Origin of the sequence: Enterobacter sp. UNJFSC 003, assembly GCF_036903355.1 — a bacterium.
Lineage (GTDB): Bacteria > Pseudomonadota > Gammaproteobacteria > Enterobacterales > Enterobacteriaceae > Enterobacter.
In genome coordinates this window covers 57,316-73,231 of the sequence record NZ_JBAKHK010000011.1, presented here as the reverse complement: position 1 = coordinate 73,231, position 15,916 = coordinate 57,316, and the positions used below count along the sequence as shown (strand labels likewise).

17 protein-coding genes are annotated in these 15,916 nt (G+C 57.1%); 7 read left to right on the top strand and 10 right to left on the bottom strand.

The features are described 5' to 3' along the window. Positions 1 to 180: 180 nt before the first annotated feature. Complete coding sequence (gene fdhD, locus V5P19_RS19355) at positions 181 to 1,017, top strand: formate dehydrogenase accessory sulfurtransferase FdhD (protein ID WP_334406550.1); 837 nt, start codon at positions 181 to 183, stop codon at positions 1,015 to 1,017. 114 nt (positions 1,018 to 1,131) lie between these two features. After that, complete coding sequence (locus V5P19_RS19350; RefSeq protein ID WP_334406546.1) at positions 1,132 to 1,344, top strand: DUF1471 domain-containing protein; 213 nt, start codon at positions 1,132 to 1,134, stop codon at positions 1,342 to 1,344. A gap of 39 nt (positions 1,345 to 1,383) precedes the next feature. Here the strand turns inward: V5P19_RS19350 and V5P19_RS19345 are convergent, their stop codons facing one another. Next, the gene (locus V5P19_RS19345) at positions 1,384 to 2,349 is read right to left on the bottom strand and encodes a hypothetical protein (RefSeq protein ID WP_334406548.1); all 966 of its coding nucleotides are present in this window, start codon (positions 2,347 to 2,349) and stop codon (positions 1,384 to 1,386) included. Positions 2,350 to 2,551: 202 nt separating this feature from the next. Here V5P19_RS19345 and V5P19_RS19340 point away from each other — a divergent pair, with 202 nt between their 5' ends. Then, a complete protein-coding gene (locus V5P19_RS19340; RefSeq protein WP_334406546.1) occupies positions 2,552 to 2,764 on the top strand; it encodes a DUF1471 domain-containing protein in 213 nt (70 codons plus the stop codon). 41 nt (positions 2,765 to 2,805) lie between these two features. Here the strand turns inward: V5P19_RS19340 and V5P19_RS19335 are convergent, their stop codons facing one another. Next, on the bottom strand, positions 2,806 to 3,129 hold the full coding sequence (locus tag V5P19_RS19335) for an AzlD domain-containing protein (RefSeq protein ID WP_334406544.1): 324 nt from the start codon (positions 3,127 to 3,129) through the stop codon (positions 2,806 to 2,808). Beyond that, the gene (locus V5P19_RS19330) at positions 3,129 to 3,788 is read right to left on the bottom strand and encodes an AzlC family ABC transporter permease (RefSeq protein WP_045404237.1); all 660 of its coding nucleotides are present in this window, start codon (positions 3,786 to 3,788) and stop codon (positions 3,129 to 3,131) included. Before V5P19_RS19330 ends, V5P19_RS19335 begins: the two co-directional genes overlap by 1 nt. Before the next feature lie 103 nt (positions 3,789 to 3,891). Between V5P19_RS19330 and V5P19_RS19325 the strand changes: the two genes are divergently transcribed. The 4 genes from V5P19_RS19325 (at position 3,892) to V5P19_RS19310 (ending at position 9,003) form a co-directional block, all read left to right on the top strand. Next, the gene (locus V5P19_RS19325; protein WP_334406542.1) at positions 3,892 to 4,440 is read left to right on the top strand and encodes an XRE family transcriptional regulator; all 549 of its coding nucleotides are present in this window, start codon (positions 3,892 to 3,894) and stop codon (positions 4,438 to 4,440) included. Positions 4,441 to 4,457: 17 nt separating this feature from the next. Further along, positions 4,458 to 5,453, top strand: coding sequence for a LacI family DNA-binding transcriptional regulator (locus V5P19_RS19320; RefSeq protein ID WP_334406540.1), 996 nt, complete (start codon positions 4,458 to 4,460; stop codon positions 5,451 to 5,453). Positions 5,454 to 5,557: 104 nt separating this feature from the next. Continuing rightward, complete coding sequence (locus tag V5P19_RS19315; RefSeq protein WP_334406538.1) at positions 5,558 to 7,681, top strand: alpha-galactosidase; 2,124 nt, start codon at positions 5,558 to 5,560, stop codon at positions 7,679 to 7,681. Positions 7,682 to 7,725: 44 nt separating this feature from the next. Then, on the top strand, positions 7,726 to 9,003 hold the full coding sequence (locus V5P19_RS19310; RefSeq protein ID WP_334406536.1) for an MFS transporter: 1,278 nt from the start codon (positions 7,726 to 7,728) through the stop codon (positions 9,001 to 9,003). On the opposite strand, the gene rhaM is transcribed toward V5P19_RS19310, so the two are convergent. The 7 genes from rhaM to rhaD form a co-directional block, all read right to left on the bottom strand. Continuing rightward, positions 8,991 to 9,305: an L-rhamnose mutarotase gene (gene rhaM / locus V5P19_RS19305; RefSeq protein ID WP_334406534.1), complete on the bottom strand. Its 315-nt coding sequence runs from the start codon at positions 9,303 to 9,305 to the stop codon at positions 8,991 to 8,993. The genes V5P19_RS19310 and rhaM overlap by 13 nt on opposite strands. Next, the gene (fucO, locus tag V5P19_RS19300) at positions 9,302 to 10,450 is read right to left on the bottom strand and encodes a lactaldehyde reductase (protein WP_334406532.1); all 1,149 of its coding nucleotides are present in this window, start codon (positions 10,448 to 10,450) and stop codon (positions 9,302 to 9,304) included. Before fucO ends, rhaM begins: the two co-directional genes overlap by 4 nt. Before the next feature lie 31 nt (positions 10,451 to 10,481). Next, complete coding sequence (locus V5P19_RS19295) at positions 10,482 to 11,486, bottom strand: ABC transporter permease (RefSeq protein WP_334406530.1); 1,005 nt, start codon at positions 11,484 to 11,486, stop codon at positions 10,482 to 10,484. Continuing rightward, the gene (locus V5P19_RS19290; RefSeq protein ID WP_334406528.1) at positions 11,483 to 12,487 is read right to left on the bottom strand and encodes an ABC transporter permease; all 1,005 of its coding nucleotides are present in this window, start codon (positions 12,485 to 12,487) and stop codon (positions 11,483 to 11,485) included. Before V5P19_RS19290 ends, V5P19_RS19295 begins: the two co-directional genes overlap by 4 nt. Next, positions 12,487 to 13,989 carry a sugar ABC transporter ATP-binding protein gene (locus V5P19_RS19285; RefSeq protein ID WP_334406526.1) on the bottom strand — a complete coding sequence of 501 codons (1,503 nt, stop codon included), beginning with the start codon at positions 13,987 to 13,989 and terminating at the stop codon, positions 12,487 to 12,489. Before V5P19_RS19285 ends, V5P19_RS19290 begins: the two co-directional genes overlap by 1 nt. 14 nt (positions 13,990 to 14,003) lie before the next feature. Beyond that, the gene (rhaS, locus tag V5P19_RS19280; protein WP_334406524.1) at positions 14,004 to 14,990 is read right to left on the bottom strand and encodes a rhamnose ABC transporter substrate-binding protein; all 987 of its coding nucleotides are present in this window, start codon (positions 14,988 to 14,990) and stop codon (positions 14,004 to 14,006) included. An 81-nt stretch (positions 14,991 to 15,071) separates the two neighbouring features. Then, on the bottom strand, positions 15,072 to 15,902 hold the full coding sequence (rhaD, locus tag V5P19_RS19275) for a rhamnulose-1-phosphate aldolase (RefSeq protein ID WP_334406522.1): 831 nt from the start codon (positions 15,900 to 15,902) through the stop codon (positions 15,072 to 15,074). Between the last annotated feature and the right edge of the window lie 14 nt (positions 15,903 to 15,916).

The window sequence follows — 15,916 nt, the reverse complement described above, 5'->3', positions numbered from 1 at the left end:
GTGTGATATCAATCACAATAATAACCCTGCATGTTAAAGGGGTGTAGCATGCCTCTGGTTGCACCTCTCCCAAGTGAGTAGGTAAACTTGATGCTGAAAAATTGATCCATACTATGCGTAAGTCCTGCGCTTTGTGATGCAATAGCAGGCTCACCTCCGTGGTTGTTCAGGAATACCGTTGTGTCTAAACAAAACCGTGTTACCCACTCGTCGCCACTGCCTGCGGGCATCGTGGAACTGCCGGTACACAGACCACCTAACATTACCCGGGCTATGCCCGATTTTGTGGCGGAAGAGGTGCCCGTTGCCCTGGTTTACAACGGCATTTCGCACGTTGTGATGATGGCCTCGCCAAAAGATCTCGACCTGTTTGCCGTTGGGTTTTCGCTCTCGGAAGGCATTATTGCGCATCCGCAGGAGATCTACGGGATGGATGTGACCCAGGCGTGTAACGGTCTTGAAGTGCAAATTGAACTCTCCAGCCGGCGCTTTATGGGTTTAAAAGAACGCCGTCGCGCGCTGGCCGGAAGAACGGGATGCGGGGTTTGCGGTGTGGAGCAGCTTAACGATATCGGCAAGCCCGTCGCACCGTTGCCGTTTACGCAGACCTTCGACCTTGCGAACCTCGATAACGCGCTGGCGTGTCTCAATGATGTCCAGCCCATCGGCCAACTGAGCGGCTGTACGCATGCGGCGGCCTGGGTCGTCGCGTCGGGTGAGATTACGGGGGGGCATGAGGACGTTGGCCGCCACGTGGCGCTGGATAAACTGCTCGGTCGCCGTGCGCGCGAAGGTGAACTCTGGCAGCAGGGCGCTGCGCTCGTTTCTAGCCGCGCCAGCTATGAGATGGTGCAAAAAGCGGCCATGTGTGGCGTTGAGATCCTGTTTGCGGTATCGGCGGCAACCACGCTAGCGGTCGACGTGGCGGAGCGCTGTAACCTGACGCTGGTGGGATTTTGCAAGCCGGGAAAGGCGACAGTCTACACTCATCCTCAGCGGCTAATTATTAATCAATAATTTTGAATGTATTCAGCAAATCCTTCCGCTTTTAGTTGTTCGGGATGAGGTCTACTATTTGTCTCATCAAGGCAAAGCGCCTTATCCAAACAACTTAATGAAAGGGTTTATCTCATGAAAAGCATCAAAACTTTTGTCGCTGTAATCGCTCTGGCAACGTCTTTCGGTTCTTTTGCTGCACAGACTGTGACCGCAACCGCCTCAACGCTTGATGGCGCAGAAGCAAAAATTGCTGCACAGGCTCAGGATGCTGGTGCGTCATCTTACAAAATTACCCAGGCGTTCTCAGGTAACCGCGTGCACATGACCGCAGAATTGACCAAATAAACTGCCACACCGTCGAAAGAGCGCCCTCGGGGCGCTTTTTTATTTTGTATCCCGCTTCACCAGATCTTTTCTATCCAGAATCTCTACCAGGGTATAAAAAGGTGCGACGTTCTTACACGTCAGTCGCCAAATCCCATAATCATGCTTTTTCGGCGTAAACACGCGGTAATTACCCTCACCCACCATCATAAAGCGCGCATTGGGATAGTCGTTGAGAATACGGTATTCATTGTTGCAGTAAAACGTATCCCGGGTGTCGTAATCGATTGTCACATTGAGGACGTATTCAAGCACCCGACTGGTATTAACGTTATAAGCAATAAAGAAGATATAGCCAGCGCAGAAAAGCGGGGCACAAATCGCGAGAGCGTTAAACTGGACCGATGAATTCTGCAACGAGGGAAGTATCATCGTGAATAAAAGAAATACCATCGAAAAGAACAAGGTGCAGAAGATTAAAAAGAATCCAAACGACGTGATTTTATTAAACGTCGCCTCATAGGTGACATCAGTGACGTCCATAAAGACCTTTCGCGCCAGAATGTAGCAGATGAAGGAGATAATCAGCCATAAACCGCGCGCAAGCGTGAATGCCTTTTTCGCAATTTTCTTTCTGTCATCATCCACAGCGTCCAAATAGAGGGTGATGGAATAATAGATAAACCCCACCGTTCCGATACCGAGCGTGACGGGTATCTCCAGGCCGTTTCCGGCGAAATATTTGAATGCCACGCACGATGCGAAAAAAAGCAGCGAAGACATCAGCGTCGAGCCCGCTATTTTTTTATATTCATCCCAATCCATTCGTGACCGCTGCAGTAGCGTGAGCGGTCTGATGCGCGAGGAAATAATGATTGCGCATGCAATGAGCGTGGCGATCCAGACGAATACGGGCATCGCTTTACTGTTAAAAGGCGTCATGACGAAAATGGCGCTCGCATAAGCGATAAAGTGGACGGCTGTACTGTGTCTGATGATGAATGAAGGTTGTTTTCTGCTTTGCACCCGCGTTCTCCCTGAAAAAAGCCTGAATTTCAGGACATCAGGAAATCGACATCAACGCAATGCATGCCTCTCCTTTATATTTCAGTATTTTTGAATGATATTGACAAATTGTTCCGCTTTTAGTTATTCGGGATGAGGACTACTATTTGTCTCATCAAGGCAAAGCGCCTTATCCAAACAACTTAATGAAAGGGTTTATCACATGAAAAGCATCAAAACTTTTGTCGCTGTAATCGCTCTGGCAACGTCTTTCGGTTCTTTTGCTGCACAGACTGTGACCGCAACCGCCTCAACGCTTGATGGCGCAGAAGCAAAAATTGCTGCACAGGCTCAGGATGCTGGTGCGTCATCTTACAAAATTACCCAGGCGTTCTCAGGTAACCGCGTGCACATGACCGCAGAATTGACCAAATAAACTGCCACACCGTCGAAAGAGCGCCCCCGGGGCGCTTTTTTCTATTGGAGCCCGGCCAGACGCAGCAGCGCTGTGACGACCGCCGCAGCCACGATCACCACAATTAACGGCACTTTTCGCCAGGCCAAAAACACGGCAAACCCCACGCCGAGCACGCGCGCCATTCCGGCAAAGTGTTCCCCTTCATAAAAGGTTGTCGCCAGCGCCACGGAGAACAGCAAGACCGTTGCCGCGTCCGAAAGCAGTGCCTGAGAACGCTCGGAAAGCGCCAGTCGGCTCCCCAGTTTTGCCCCGCCAAGACGCATCAGATACGTTCCTGCGGAAAGGAGGGCGATGCCGAGAATGAAGACCGTCATGTTTCCCATTATTTTTTCCTCGCGGCAAGACCAAGTAAGGAGAGCAGAACCGGTAAGCCCACGGGCGCAAACGGCACGGCGGCCAGCGATAAGGCGGCACCGCTGCAGGCGCGGATCAGGGTGGTGCGGTTTTTAAACGCAGGTACCACTAACGCCAGCAAAATAGCTGGGAATACCGCGTCCAGCCCAATGGTTTCCGGATCGGGCAGCAGTTTGCCCACCATCGCGCCCAACAGCGCGCCCAGCGGCCAGATAATGGCCACTCCCAGACCGCACAGCCAGTAGGCGGCTTTACGCTGCTCGGGCGTTTTTTGCGACAGACCGAAGACCACGCTTTCATCGTTCATGATGTGGCAGCCCAACAAACTCAATCCACGTTTGCCAACCAGTTCGCGCACCGTGACGCCAAACGGCACGTGGCGGGCATTCACCAGTAGCCCGGCAGCCGCAGCCGCCAGCGGATTACCGCCGCTCGCCACAATCCCAATAAACATAAACTCGGACGCACCCGCCAGCACGGTAATAGAGAGCACAAACGGCACCCAAACCGGGAAGCCGTAGGCCATGGCCAGCGAGCCGTAGGACATCCCGACAACGCCCACCGCGAGGCACACCAGGATGATTGCTTTTATCGTGTCGCCTTTCAGGCAGGAGAGGTGATGCTTCATACAATTTTAGCCATATCGAACGTATTTCCATTATAATGAACGTATCAGAATCGTTTTACAAGATGAACGATTCGTTCGTTATAGAGAACAAAAGGGCCGTTATATGACGCAGCCAATTAGCGTAATCGCCAAAAGTCTGGTGCGAGAACGCCTGCGAACCGGGCTTTCACTGGCGGAGATTGCGCGCCGTGCCGGGATCGCCAAATCCACGCTGTCCCAGCTGGAATCCGGTAACGGTAACCCAAGCCTGGAGACGCTGTGGTCACTTTGCGTGGCGCTGGATATTCCTTTCGCCCGGCTGCTTGAGCCACAGCAACCTGTTACGCAGGTGATACGCCGCGGTGAAGGTACGAAGGTCGTTGCCGGTCAGGCCAACTATGAGGCTATTCTGCTGGCTGCCTGTCCGCCGGGTGCGCGGCGCGATGTCTATCTGCTGCTGACCCAGCCGGGTGCAGACAGAATTTCCCAGCCACATTCGTCGGGCTCGGTTGAGCATATTATCGTGACGCAAGGACGGGCACTGGTCGGCCTGCTGGATGCCGCCCAAGAGCTGGGCCCGGGGGATTACATTTGCTATCCCGCCGACCAGCCGCATATCTTTAAGGCGCTGGAGCCGGATACGCATGCGCTTCTGGTGGCCGAACAAAATTAACGAAGATACGGAAAATCATGTCGCTTAAAGCCATTGCCAAAGAACTGGGGCTGTCCGTTACCACCGTCAGCCGTGCGCTGAACGGGTATGACGACGTCTCCGCCGAGACGCGCGCCCGTGTGGAAGCGGAAGCCCAGCGCCGTGGCTATCGGCCCAACACCTTTGCGCGTCGCCTTAAAATGGGCAAAATCGACGCCGTCGGGCTGGTGTTCCCGGTGCATCCCGTTCCGCTCAATAATAGCGTCTTTATGGACATGGTCGGCGAAATTAGCCACGAACTGGCGCGACATGAGATCGATTTACTGCTGATTGCCGATGATGATTTGGCCGATAAGCACAGCTACATGCGCATGGTGCAGAGCCGCCGCGTGGATGCGCTGATCGTAGCGCACACGCTGGACCACGATCCGCGTCTTGAGCAGCTTCAGGCCGCCGGTTTTCCTTTCCTGGCTCTCGGGCGCAGCCACCTCCCCCAGCCGTACGCGTGGTTTGATTTCGATAACTACGCCGGTACGCATCAGGCTACCCGCTGGCTGATCGAGAAAGGCCATCAGCGCATCGCGTTGCTCGGTGAAAGCAACAATCAGGCGTTTATTACGCAACGTCGCCAGGGCTATCTGGACGCCCTGCGTGAAGCCGGGCTTTCCAGCGAGTGGCTGCGCGCCATGCCGCCTTCGCGTCGGGTGGGTTATGCCATAACGAAAGCGTTACTCTCTCTGCCACAGCCGCCAACGGCTATTATTACCGACTGCAATACCCACGGCGATGGCGCAGCTATGGCGCTGGCTCAGATGGAGCGCTTAACGGGCGATAACGCGGTTTCACTGGTGGTGTATGACGGTCTTCCGCAGGACAGCATTGTCGATATCGATGTGGCGTCCGTGGTTCAGTCTACCCGTCAGGGTGTCGGCAAACAGATTGCTGATATGGTGCGCCAGCTGATTAACGGCGACGACATCGCGCAGCTCCAGGTGCTTTGGCAGCCGGAATTCTCTCCGGGCCAGACGGCCTAAATCCGCTAAATTTCTAAACCCGATCACAAATCCGAAACGTTTTGGTTCTCATCCGAAACGTTTCGGATCAACACTCAGGACATTCCGATGACAGGAGATGTCCGATGCAAGATTCCCTTTTACGACTTCATAGCAAAACGGTAGACGTAGTGCTTAAAACCCACCCCTTCGCCGAAATTCTCTACTGGGGACCACATCTTCAGCACTTTTCGCCGCAAGATGCCGTAAGCCTTACGCGTCCCGTCGCCAACGGCAGGCTGGACGTTGACTCACCGGTTACGTTAATGGCCGAGCTGGGGCACGGGTTGTTTGGTTCTCCGGGCATTGAGGGGCACCGGCAGGGGCTGGATGGATCACCGATATTTACCACCACAAACGTGCAGCAACAGGACCACACCCTGACGATAACAGCGGAAGATAAGCATGCCGGGCTGCGGCTGACCAGCGAACTGGCGCTTGACGCCAGCGGCGTGCTGGTCGTGCGCCACGGTTTAACCAACCTGAAGGCGCAGGCCTGGCAGGTCGATCGCTTTGCCGTCACGCTGCCGGTTGCCGAGCGCGCGCAGGAGGTCATGGCGTTTCACGGGCGCTGGATCCACGAATTCCAGCCGCACCGCGTGAAGCTTGAGCATGACAGCGTGGTAATTGAGAACCGTCGAGGCAAAACCTCCCATGAACATTTTCCCGCCGTCATCGCGGGTTCCCCCTCGTTCAGCGAAATGCAGGGCGACGTTTGGGGCGTCCATCTGGGCTGGAGCGGCAACCACCGCCTGCGTGCGGAAGCGAAAACCGACGGCCGTCGCTATCTGCAGGCCGAAGCGCTGTACCTGCCTGGGGAGATGGCCCTTGATGAAGGGGAAACGCTCTGGACGCCTCGCCTCTATGCAAGCTATTCCTCGCGCGGGCTGAACGGCATGAGCCAGCAGTTTCATCGTTACCTGCGCGATAACATTATCCGGTTCCCGGAAAACAAACCGCGTCCGGTGCATCTCAATACCTGGGAAGGGATCTACTTCAACCACGATCCGGACTACATCATGCGCATGGCCGATGAGGCGGCGTCGCTGGGCGTGGAGCGCTTTATCATCGACGACGGCTGGTTCAAAGGCCGTAACGACGATCGCGCCGCACTGGGAGATTGGTATCTGGATGAGAAAAAATACCCGAACGGCCTGACGCCGGTGATTCATCACGTTAAACAGCTCGGCATGGAGTTTGGGATCTGGATTGAGCCGGAGATGATTAACCCCGATTCCGATCTGTATCGCACGCATCCCGACTGGGTGCTGGCGCTGCCGGGCTACACGCAGGCAACCGGACGTCATCAGCTGGTGCTTAATCTCAACATCCCCGCCGCCTTTGATTACCTGGTCGAGCGCATGAGCTGGCTGCTGGGCGAGCACGCGGTCGACTATGTGAAGTGGGACATGAACCGCGAGCTGGTGCAGCCGGGGCACAACGGCAAAGCGGCTGCCGACGCGCAGACGCGCCAGTTTTATCGCCTGTTAGACGTGCTCGGAGAACGCTTTCCGCACATCGAGTTTGAATCCTGCTCGTCCGGCGGCGGCCGTATTGATTATGAGGTCCTGACCCGCAGCCACCGCTTCTGGGCGTCTGACAACAACGACGCGCTGGAACGGAATACCATCCAGCGCGGCATGAGCTATTTCTTCCCACCTGAAGTGATGGGCGCGCATATCGGTCATCATAAATGTCATGCCACCTTCCGCCAGCACAGTATTGCATTTCGCGGCCTGACGGCACTGTTCGGCCATATGGGACTGGAGCTGGATCCGCTCGCGGTTGATGAGCATGAGCGCGAGGGATATCGCCATTATGCTGCGCTACACAAGCAGTGGCGCGAGGTGATCCATCACGGGACCCAGTGGCGCGTGGATATGCCGGATGCCAGCACGCTGGCGCAGGGTATCGTGAGCAACGACCAGGCGCAGGGGCTGTTTATTGTCAGCCAGCTCGCGATGCCGGATTACACCCTGATGATGCCGCTGCGCATGCCGGGGCTGGAGGCCAGCGCGCACTATCGCATCACCTTGCTCGATCACCCGAACATCCAAATTACGGGCGAGGGCGGCCACACCATGCGCAAACTGCCCGCGTGGATGGAAGCACCGCAAACGGTGAGCGGCGAGTGGCTGATGCAGGCGGGCATTGCGCTGCCGATTCTGGATCCGGAAACTGCCATTCTGATTGGCGTGGAACGCGTATAAGGGTGACGGGCCGGGCAACCGGCCCTCCGTTGAGGATAAAAATAATGAACACAACAACCTGTACCCACAAAGACAACCCAAACTTCTGGATCTTCGGGCTGTTCTTCTTTCTCTACTTCTTCATTATGGCCACTTGCTTTCCGTTCCTGCCGATCTGGCTCTCGGATATCATCGGCCTGAATAAAACCCATACCGGGATTGTGTTTTCATGCATCTCGCTCTCGGCTATCGCTTTTCAACCGGTGCTGGGGGTTGTTTCGGACAAGCTGGGGCTGAAAAAGCACCTGCTGTGGATAATCGCGGTGCTGCTGTTTTTATTCGCACCGTTCTTCCTGTACGTCTTTGCGCCTTTGCTGAAAACCAATATCTGGCTGGGTGCGCTGAGCGGCGGGTTGTATATCGGCTTCGTTTTCTCGGCGGGTTCGGGGGCGATTGAGGCCTATATCGAACGCGTGAGCCGCAACAGTTTCTTTGAATACGGCAAGGCGCGCATGTTCGGCTGTCTCGGCTGGGGGTTATGTGCGTCAACGGGCGGCATCCTGTTTGGCATCGATCCTTCCTATGTCTTCTGGATGGGGTCGGCCGCGGCGCTGCTGCTGATGCTGTTGCTGGTGGTCGCAAAACCGAAGCCGAACCAGACGGCGCAGGTGATGAATGCCCTGGGGGCAAACCAGCCGCAAATCACGGCGAAAACCGTTTTTAGCCTGTTCCGCCAGCGCAGAATGTGGATGTTTATTCTGTATGTGATTGGTGTGGCCTGCGTGTATGACGTTTTCGATCAGCAGTTTGCCACCTTCTTCAAAACCTTCTTTGCTACCCCGCAGGAAGGGACCCGCGCCTTTGGTTTTGCCACGACGGCGGGAGAGATATGTAACGCGATTATCATGTTCTGTTCGCCGTGGATCATTAACCGCATCGGCGCGAAAAACACGCTGCTGATCGCCGGGATCATTATGGCGACGCGCATTATCGGCTCGTCGTTTGCCACTACTGCCGTGGAGGTGATTGCCCTGAAGATGCTGCACGCGCTGGAAGTCCCGTTCCTGCTGGTGGGCGCGTTCAAGTACATCACCGGGGTGTTCGATACGCGTCTGTCTGCCACTATCTATCTAATTGGCTTCCAGTTTGCCAAACAGTCGGCGGCGATTTTCCTCTCCGCGTTTGCCGGGAATATGTATGACCGGATCGGTTTCCAGGAGACCTATCTGATGCTGGGCTGTTTCGTGCTGGCGATTACGGTGGTGTCAGCATTTACGCTGAGCAGCAGGCAGGAGATTGCCGCTGCCGCGGGCGCGGCAGCGTTACCCCATCAGGCCAGGTAAAATACTTCTGTCAGCCCGGCGCTCACCGGGCTGTTATCCGGGTTCGACGGCATGACCTCGGCCATGTGCTTCCACCAGCGCTGGCAAACGTCGGTATTTGCTACCGCGTTCCAGCGCTCCTCCGATTCAATCTCCACGGTTGCAAACAGCAGGTTGCGCGCGTTATCGAGATAAATGGCGTAACGATGCGCGCCGTGGTCTTTCAGCACCGCCTCCAGCTCTGGCCAGATTGGATTGTGGCGACGTGCGTACTCTTCGTGCGCGTCCGGGTTTACCTGCATGACAAACGCTTTGCGGATCATAATGCCTCCAGATACAGCTCGCGCACTTCATCGCGGCTGGCGGTACGTGGATTACAGGGCGCACACGGATCCGCGAGAGCGTTGTCCAGCCAGCCTTCGATATCGCCTTTGGTTACGCCAAGCTGGCTGAAGCCGGACGGAATGTCGACGCGGGCGCTCAGGTCACGAATGGCCTGAATGGCCGACATACTCGCGGCGTCATCGCTCATACCGCGCGTATCCACGCCCATCGCCTGCGCCACGCGGGCAAAGCGGGCAACCGCATTCGGACGGTTAAAGTTTTCGATGATCGGCAGCAGGATGGCGTTGCACACGCCATGCGGCAGGTTGTGCGTCGCCCCCGGCTGATGCGCCAGAGCGTGCACCAGACCCAAACCTGCGCTGTTGAACGCCATGCCCGCCAGATATTGGCCAAACGCCATTTGCTCGCGCGCTTCCAGGTTATGACCCTCATCGACCGCTTTTGGCAGCCAGAGCGCGATCAGGCGAATCGCTTCCAGCGCGTTGGCGTCGGTCAGCGGATGCGCGCCCACGGAAACAAAGGCTTCGATAGCGTGGGTTAGCGCGTCCATGCCGGTCGCGGCGGTGACGGATGCGGGAATATCGAGCATCACGCTGGCATCGTCTACGGCGATATCCGGGATGATATTCGGATCGATGATCACCTCTTTCACCTGGCGCGCGGCGTCGATAATCACCGCGTTACTGGTCATCTCCGCCGCCGTGCCTGCCGTGGTATTGATAGCCACCAGCGGCACGCCTGCATGGGTGACTTTGCCAACGCCGGAATACGCGGTGGACGGGCCGGGATTGGCGGTGAGGATTTTTATCGCTTTGGCGGTATCAATAGGGCTGCCGCCGCCAAAGGCAATCAGGTACTCACATTCCGCCTCCTGATATGCCGCAAATCCTTTTTGCACCAGTGCTTCCGTCGGGTTTGGGAAGACTTCGTCGAACAGGTGATACGACATCTGGTGTGCGTCCAGCGCGGTAAACAGGCTGTCGAGCAGGCCCAGCTTCACCAGCTGGCCGTCAGTAACAATCAGCGCTTTACCCCACTGCTTGTTCGCGACCAGATTGACCATATCGCCAATCGCGCCCGCGCCGTGCAGGCTGATTTTTGGCAGTGCCAACATAAAGCTCATGATAATTCTCCTTAATATGATAGTGCGAAACTCAAATCCGTCTTCGTTGCATCACCCGCCGCGTAATAATCGGCAGGGAAATCACCACGATCAGCATCGCGCCGATAATCACCGACATCACAATGCCGGGCACGTTAAGCAGGCTCAGGCCAAAGGTCACCAGCCCCATCAGGAAGGCGGCGATAATCACGCCCACCATGCTGCCGGACCCGCCAAGAATATTGACCCCGCCGAGCACCGCCATCGTGACCACCGCCAGCTCCCAGCCCATCGCGATTGTTGGGCGGGTGCTGCCTAAGCGCGAGGTGAGCAACACCGATGCCAGGCCGGACATCAGCCCCACCAGGGCGAACAGGATCAGGTTGTGGCGTTTCACGTTGATGCCGGAGTACCACGCCCCGGTCGGGTTATTGCCGATGGCGTAGGTGCGGCGGCCAAAGTTGGTGCGGTGCAGCACAAAGGCAAACGCTGCGGCCAGCACGATAAACAGCGCAAACTCAAACGACAGGGCGCCCCAGACGTAGCCCTGGCCGAACCAGGCAAAGCTCTCCGGATAGCTGTTCAGCGCCTTATCACCGAGCAGGATGTAGGTGAGCCCGCGGTAAAGGCTCATGGTGCCGATGGTGATGACGATGGACGACAGGTTAAAGCGCGTCACCAGAATGCCGTTGAACAGCCCGCACAATAGCCCCACGCCTAATCCCACGCACACCAGCAGCGGCGTATCCACGCCCGCCGCCGCACAAAAACCCATTACCGTTGAGCTGAGCGCGATGGTAGAGGCGACCGACAGGTCAATTTCACGGGCGATAATCAGCATCGCCATCGGCAACACAACGATCGCCTTTTCGGTGAAGTTGAACGTCGCGTCGGAGAGGTTCCAGACGTTAAGGAAGTAAGGCGAGGCAAGCGCGTTACCCACGAATACCGCCAGCGTCACCGCCAGCAGGAAGCCTTCCCAGCAAAGCAACCGCTGGAAAATGCCCGATGAAGCAGGCATCGGTTTTATCTCTTGTGAAGCCATCATTTTGCTCATGATTTCACCGCCAGTTTCTGACGTGTCAGCGCCGCGTCGCGTAGAATCAACCGGCCTTTACGCTTGCTTCCGCGCTCGTTTAGCAGGACCGCAATCACGATGACCGTCCCGGAAATCGCCATTTGCCAGAACGGAGAGACGCCGATCACCGGCAGGGCGTTGTTGATCACCCCGAGGAACAGCGCGCCAAAAAGGCAGCCGAGCACGCGCCCGGTACCGCCCATGGTGCTGATGCCGCCAATCACGCAGGCCGCGACGACCTGTAGCTCGAAGCCGTTAGCCACGTCGACGTAGGCCACCGCGAAGCGCGATATCCACAGATAACCGCAGAAACCAGCCAGCAGCCCGGAGAGGCAGAAGCTGACGAACTGCATCTTGCCGGCATTAATGCCGGTGTAGTACGCCGCCGTGGCGTTACCGCCCGCGGTGTAGAGCGCACGTCCGGTGCGGCTGTAGCGCAGGAAATATCCCACCATCAGCAGCGCGGCGATGGCGCACCAGCTCAGCACCGGGAGCCCCAGCACCGCCGCGCGCGGCAGGGCAAGGAACGCCTCGCCCAACTGGTTGGCGTTCACCCAGCCGCCGTCAGAGAGCAAAAAGATTGTTCCGCGGTAAATGCTCATGGTGCCGAGCGTCACGACAATCGCCGGAATGCCCAGCTTCCACACCAGCAGGCCGTTAATCGCGCCCATCAGCAGCCCCAGCGCGCTGGCCAGGATCAGCAGCGCCCAGACGGGGACGTTCGGATAATGGAAATTAACCAGCGCGACAATCATGCCTGTCAGCGCCAGGTTGGCCGCCATCGACAGATCGATGCCTTTGGTGAGCAGGACCATCATCTGCCCGAGTGCGAGAACGATCAAAATGGACGTGTCGTTAAATATCTCCACCAGGTTGCCGGGAGCGATAAACGACGGTGCTCGGCTGCCAATGGCAACGATCATCAGCACAATGACCGCGCCCAGGAGGGCTTCGCGGTGCTTTAACAGTTTATTAAGCATTATGCGGCCTCCTGTGTTGCGCCGCTGGCCGCGCTGACGATGGTTTCCGCCGTCGCGTCGCCGGCCTGATATTCGGCCACCATCAGCCCTTCGTGCATCACGACGATCCTGTCCGCCATACCCATCACTTCCGGCAGCTCGGACGAGACCATGATCACTGCCAGACCCTGACCCACCAGTTCAGACATAAATTGATGAACGGCCGCTTTTGAACCGATATCGATGCCTTTAGTCGGCTCATCGAGGATGATCACGTCAGGATGCGTGGCCAGCCATTTGCCGATCACCACCTTTTGCTGGTTGCCTCCGGAGAGCGTCTCCACTGCCTGCTTCCAGCTAAAGGCTTTCACCTGCAGGCGCGTGGCGTATTCGTCCGCCAGCCGCCACTCCCGATCGTCATGCAGCACGCCGTTCGGATTGAGTTTACCGAGCTGCGGCAGGCTGATGTTCTGCGCAATCGGCAGCGTGATAATCGCCCCCTGCTTTTGCCGTTCCTCCGGCACGTAGACGATACCCGCTTTAATGGCGTCGGCAGGCTGGCGGAAGCGCCGGGTTTTGCCGCTAAGGACAATGTCGCCGGATGAAGGACGCGTCACGCCGGAAAGCGCCTGCATCAGCTCGGTACGTCCGGCACCGACCAGCCCGTAGAAGCCAAGAATTTCGCCTTTGCGCAGGGAGAAGGAGATATTCGCGAACTCGGTCGGGTGGCACAGGCTTTTCACCTCCAGCACCGTCTCGCCCTTTTCGCAGTCGACTTTCGGGAAGGTTTGCGTAATGGCGCGCCCAACCATCATCGACACCATTCTCTCCTCGGTGATGTCACTCATCGCGCCTGCTCCCACGAATCCGCCGTCGCGCAAAATGGTGTAGCTATCCGCCAGCTCGAAGATCTCGTCGAACTTGTGGGAGATAAACAGGATGGCTTTGCCTTCCTGCTTCAGGCGCTCCACTATCTGGTAAAACTCGAGGATTTCATGCTGCGATAGCGCCGCTGTCGGTTCATCGAGAATCACGACCTGCGCCTCAAACGACAGCGCGCGGGCAATGGCGACCATGTGGCGCTGGGCGATGCTCAGCGTTTTGAGCGTTGCGCGCGGATCGATTTGTACCTCCAGGCGGGCGAGGATCGCCTGCGCCCGGCGGTGCATGTCTGGCCAGTCGAGGGTTTTAAAAATGCCCCTGGAGCAATATTGGCCGACGAAGATATTTTCGGTAACCGACAGTTCATCGAACAGGACGGTTTCCTGATGAATCGCGGTGATCCCTATTTTATGCGCCGACTCCGGCGTCGGGAGATGAACAGGAATGGCCTTATAGAGGATTTCGCCCTCGTCAGGCTGATAAATGCCGGTCATTACCTTGACCAGCGTCGATTTCCCCGCGCCGTTTTCGCCGATGAGGGCGGTGACTTTGCCGGGCCACAGCGAAAGCTGCACGCTCTCAAGGGCACGCACGCCGGGAAAGGTTTTCGTGATGCCGTTGAGCTGAAGGAGTGGCGTCATGATGGTTCTCCACCTCAGAAGATCGTCGAGAACTTATCAATATTGCTGGCATCGTAGACGAACGGCTCGGCCATCGCCCCGTTACCGTCGGCATCCAGCTTCACCTTGCCCAGTTTGCCCATGCTGGCTTCATCTTTGGTGGCGGTGCCTTTTACCAGGTCATCCGCTAAATACGTGGCGGCATAGCCCAGATCAATCGGGTTCCAGATAGCAAAGCTCTTGCTTGCCCCGGACTTCACCGCGCCGGCCATTTCAGACGGCAGGCCCAGACCGGTGACGTACACGTTGCCAATTTTTCCCTGATCTTTGACCGCCTGCGCCGCTGCGACAATACCCACGGACGACGGTGAAATAATCACCTTCAGGTCGGGGTAGGTTTTCAGCAGGCCGACCGCTTCGCGGTAGCTTTTATCAGAGAGATCGTCGCCATACGCCACGGTCACCAGATTGACGGAAGGGTACTTCGGCAGCACCTTTTTCATCTCGGCGATCCAGGTGTTCTGGTTGGTGGAGGTTGGGGTGGCGCTCAGCACCGCCACATCGCCTTTTTCCACGTTCAAGGCTTTCAGCGCATCGGCGGCGAGCTTGACGTTGGTCTCGCCAATGAGCGCGTTATTGGACGGGTTTAGGTGGATCTGGCGTCCGGCTTTGGCCACGCCGGAATCCCATGAGACAACTTTAATACCGCGCTGCATCGCCTTTTTCAGCACCGGCACCAGGGCATCCGGATCGTTCGCGGAAATCGCGATCGCATCCACGCCCTGGGCGATCAGCCCGTTCAGCACCTCGATCTGCGCCTCGGCCGTGGTGGTGGTGGGGCCGGTATAAATCACTTTTACATCGCCTAACTCTTTGGCCGCCTCCTGCGCGCCGACGTTCGCTGCCTCGAAGAATCCATTTCCTAAGGACTTCGCCACCAGGGCGATTTTAACTTCAGCTAAAGCGGAACCGGACAACGCCAGAGCGGTAACGGTGAGGATCAAGCTTGTCTTTATTTTCATTGCTTTTACTCCACGAGATTGAGTTAGTTGTAGGGATTGCAGGTGATTTTCGCCCCGTCTCAATGAGCGGGGCGCGATGTTTTATGGGTACAGATCTAACGCCGACTGCATCGGGGTAACGCCAAAGCGTTTGCCCAGCGCAATCAGTTCTTCACGGGTGATAGTCTGCTTCATGCCGCCCATGGAATAGACCTTCACCAGCACTTCAGCCGATTTCTCTGCGGTATCGATCAGGCCAAAGGTTTCATCCAGCGTCGGGCCGCTGCCGAATACCCCGTGGAACGGCCACAGCACCAGCGCGTGTTTTTGCATATCGACCGCGGTCGCCTGGCCGATCTCATCGGTTCCCGGCACCATCCACGGCAGAATACCGACGCCGTCCGGAAACACCACCAGACATTCGGTGCTGCCTTCCCATAGCTTGCGGGTGATGAAATCTGCGCTGTTTTCCAGCACGTAAGTCAGGGCGATCAGGTTGGTGGCGTGGCAGTGCATGATCACGCGGTCTTTGCCGTGGGTGGCCTTGATGCGTTCGCAGTGGGAGAGGAAATGCGCGGGCAGCTCGGAGGTTGGCACCGCGTCGTCCGTCAGTCCCCAAAGAATGTGGTAGCCCGCTCCGTCGCTGTCGACTTTCACCACGCCGAGGTTGGCTTGCGGATCGAGCTGTACGTTGCGGAAGAACTTACCGGAACCGGTGACGATAAACGGCGTATTGGCGAGCAGCGGCATCGGCTGGCTCAGGGCGATGTAGCGCGGCTTTTGGTGGAAATCCGCAGTAAACGGCTCGATGTCTGCGTCGTCCAGGCGCAGCGTCAGGTTGCCGCCGTTGCGCTCGTCCCAGCCTTTCAGCCAGGCGTCGGTGGTGGCTTTGATCATGCCCTGGACGAACCAGGATTCGGTGATGGTCTGCATAGTTTTCTTTTCCC

Bases quoted from the DNA above. Each gene is read 5' to 3' on its own strand.
- V5P19_RS19310 (WP_334406536.1), top strand. From the start codon at position 7,726: ATGAACACAACAACCTGTACCCACAAAGACAACCCAAACTTCTGGATC.
- V5P19_RS19335 (WP_334406544.1), bottom strand. From the start codon at position 3,129: ATGGGAAACATGACGGTCTTCATTCTCGGCATCGCCCTCCTTTCCGCA.
- rhaM (WP_334406534.1), bottom strand. From the start codon at position 9,305: ATGATCCGCAAAGCGTTTGTCATGCAGGTAAACCCGGACGCGCACGAA.
- V5P19_RS19295 (WP_334406530.1), bottom strand. From the start codon at position 11,486: ATGAGCAAAATGATGGCTTCACAAGAGATAAAACCGATGCCTGCTTCA.
- V5P19_RS19285 (WP_334406526.1), bottom strand. From the start codon at position 13,989: ATGACGCCACTCCTTCAGCTCAACGGCATCACGAAAACCTTTCCCGGC.
- V5P19_RS19350 (WP_334406546.1), top strand. From the start codon at position 1,132: ATGAAAAGCATCAAAACTTTTGTCGCTGTAATCGCTCTGGCAACGTCT.
- V5P19_RS19315 (WP_334406538.1), top strand. From the start codon at position 5,558: ATGCAAGATTCCCTTTTACGACTTCATAGCAAAACGGTAGACGTAGTG.
- V5P19_RS19340 (WP_334406546.1), top strand. From the start codon at position 2,552: ATGAAAAGCATCAAAACTTTTGTCGCTGTAATCGCTCTGGCAACGTCT.
- V5P19_RS19325 (WP_334406542.1), top strand. From the start codon at position 3,892: ATGACGCAGCCAATTAGCGTAATCGCCAAAAGTCTGGTGCGAGAACGC.
- V5P19_RS19290 (WP_334406528.1), bottom strand. From the start codon at position 12,487: ATGCTTAATAAACTGTTAAAGCACCGCGAAGCCCTCCTGGGCGCGGTC.
- rhaS (WP_334406524.1), bottom strand. From the start codon at position 14,990: ATGAAAATAAAGACAAGCTTGATCCTCACCGTTACCGCTCTGGCGTTG.
- rhaD (WP_334406522.1), bottom strand. From the start codon at position 15,902: ATGCAGACCATCACCGAATCCTGGTTCGTCCAGGGCATGATCAAAGCC.
- fucO (WP_334406532.1), bottom strand. From the start codon at position 10,450: ATGAGCTTTATGTTGGCACTGCCAAAAATCAGCCTGCACGGCGCGGGC.
- V5P19_RS19330 (WP_045404237.1), bottom strand. From the start codon at position 3,788: ATGAAGCATCACCTCTCCTGCCTGAAAGGCGACACGATAAAAGCAATC.
- V5P19_RS19320 (WP_334406540.1), top strand. From the start codon at position 4,458: ATGTCGCTTAAAGCCATTGCCAAAGAACTGGGGCTGTCCGTTACCACC.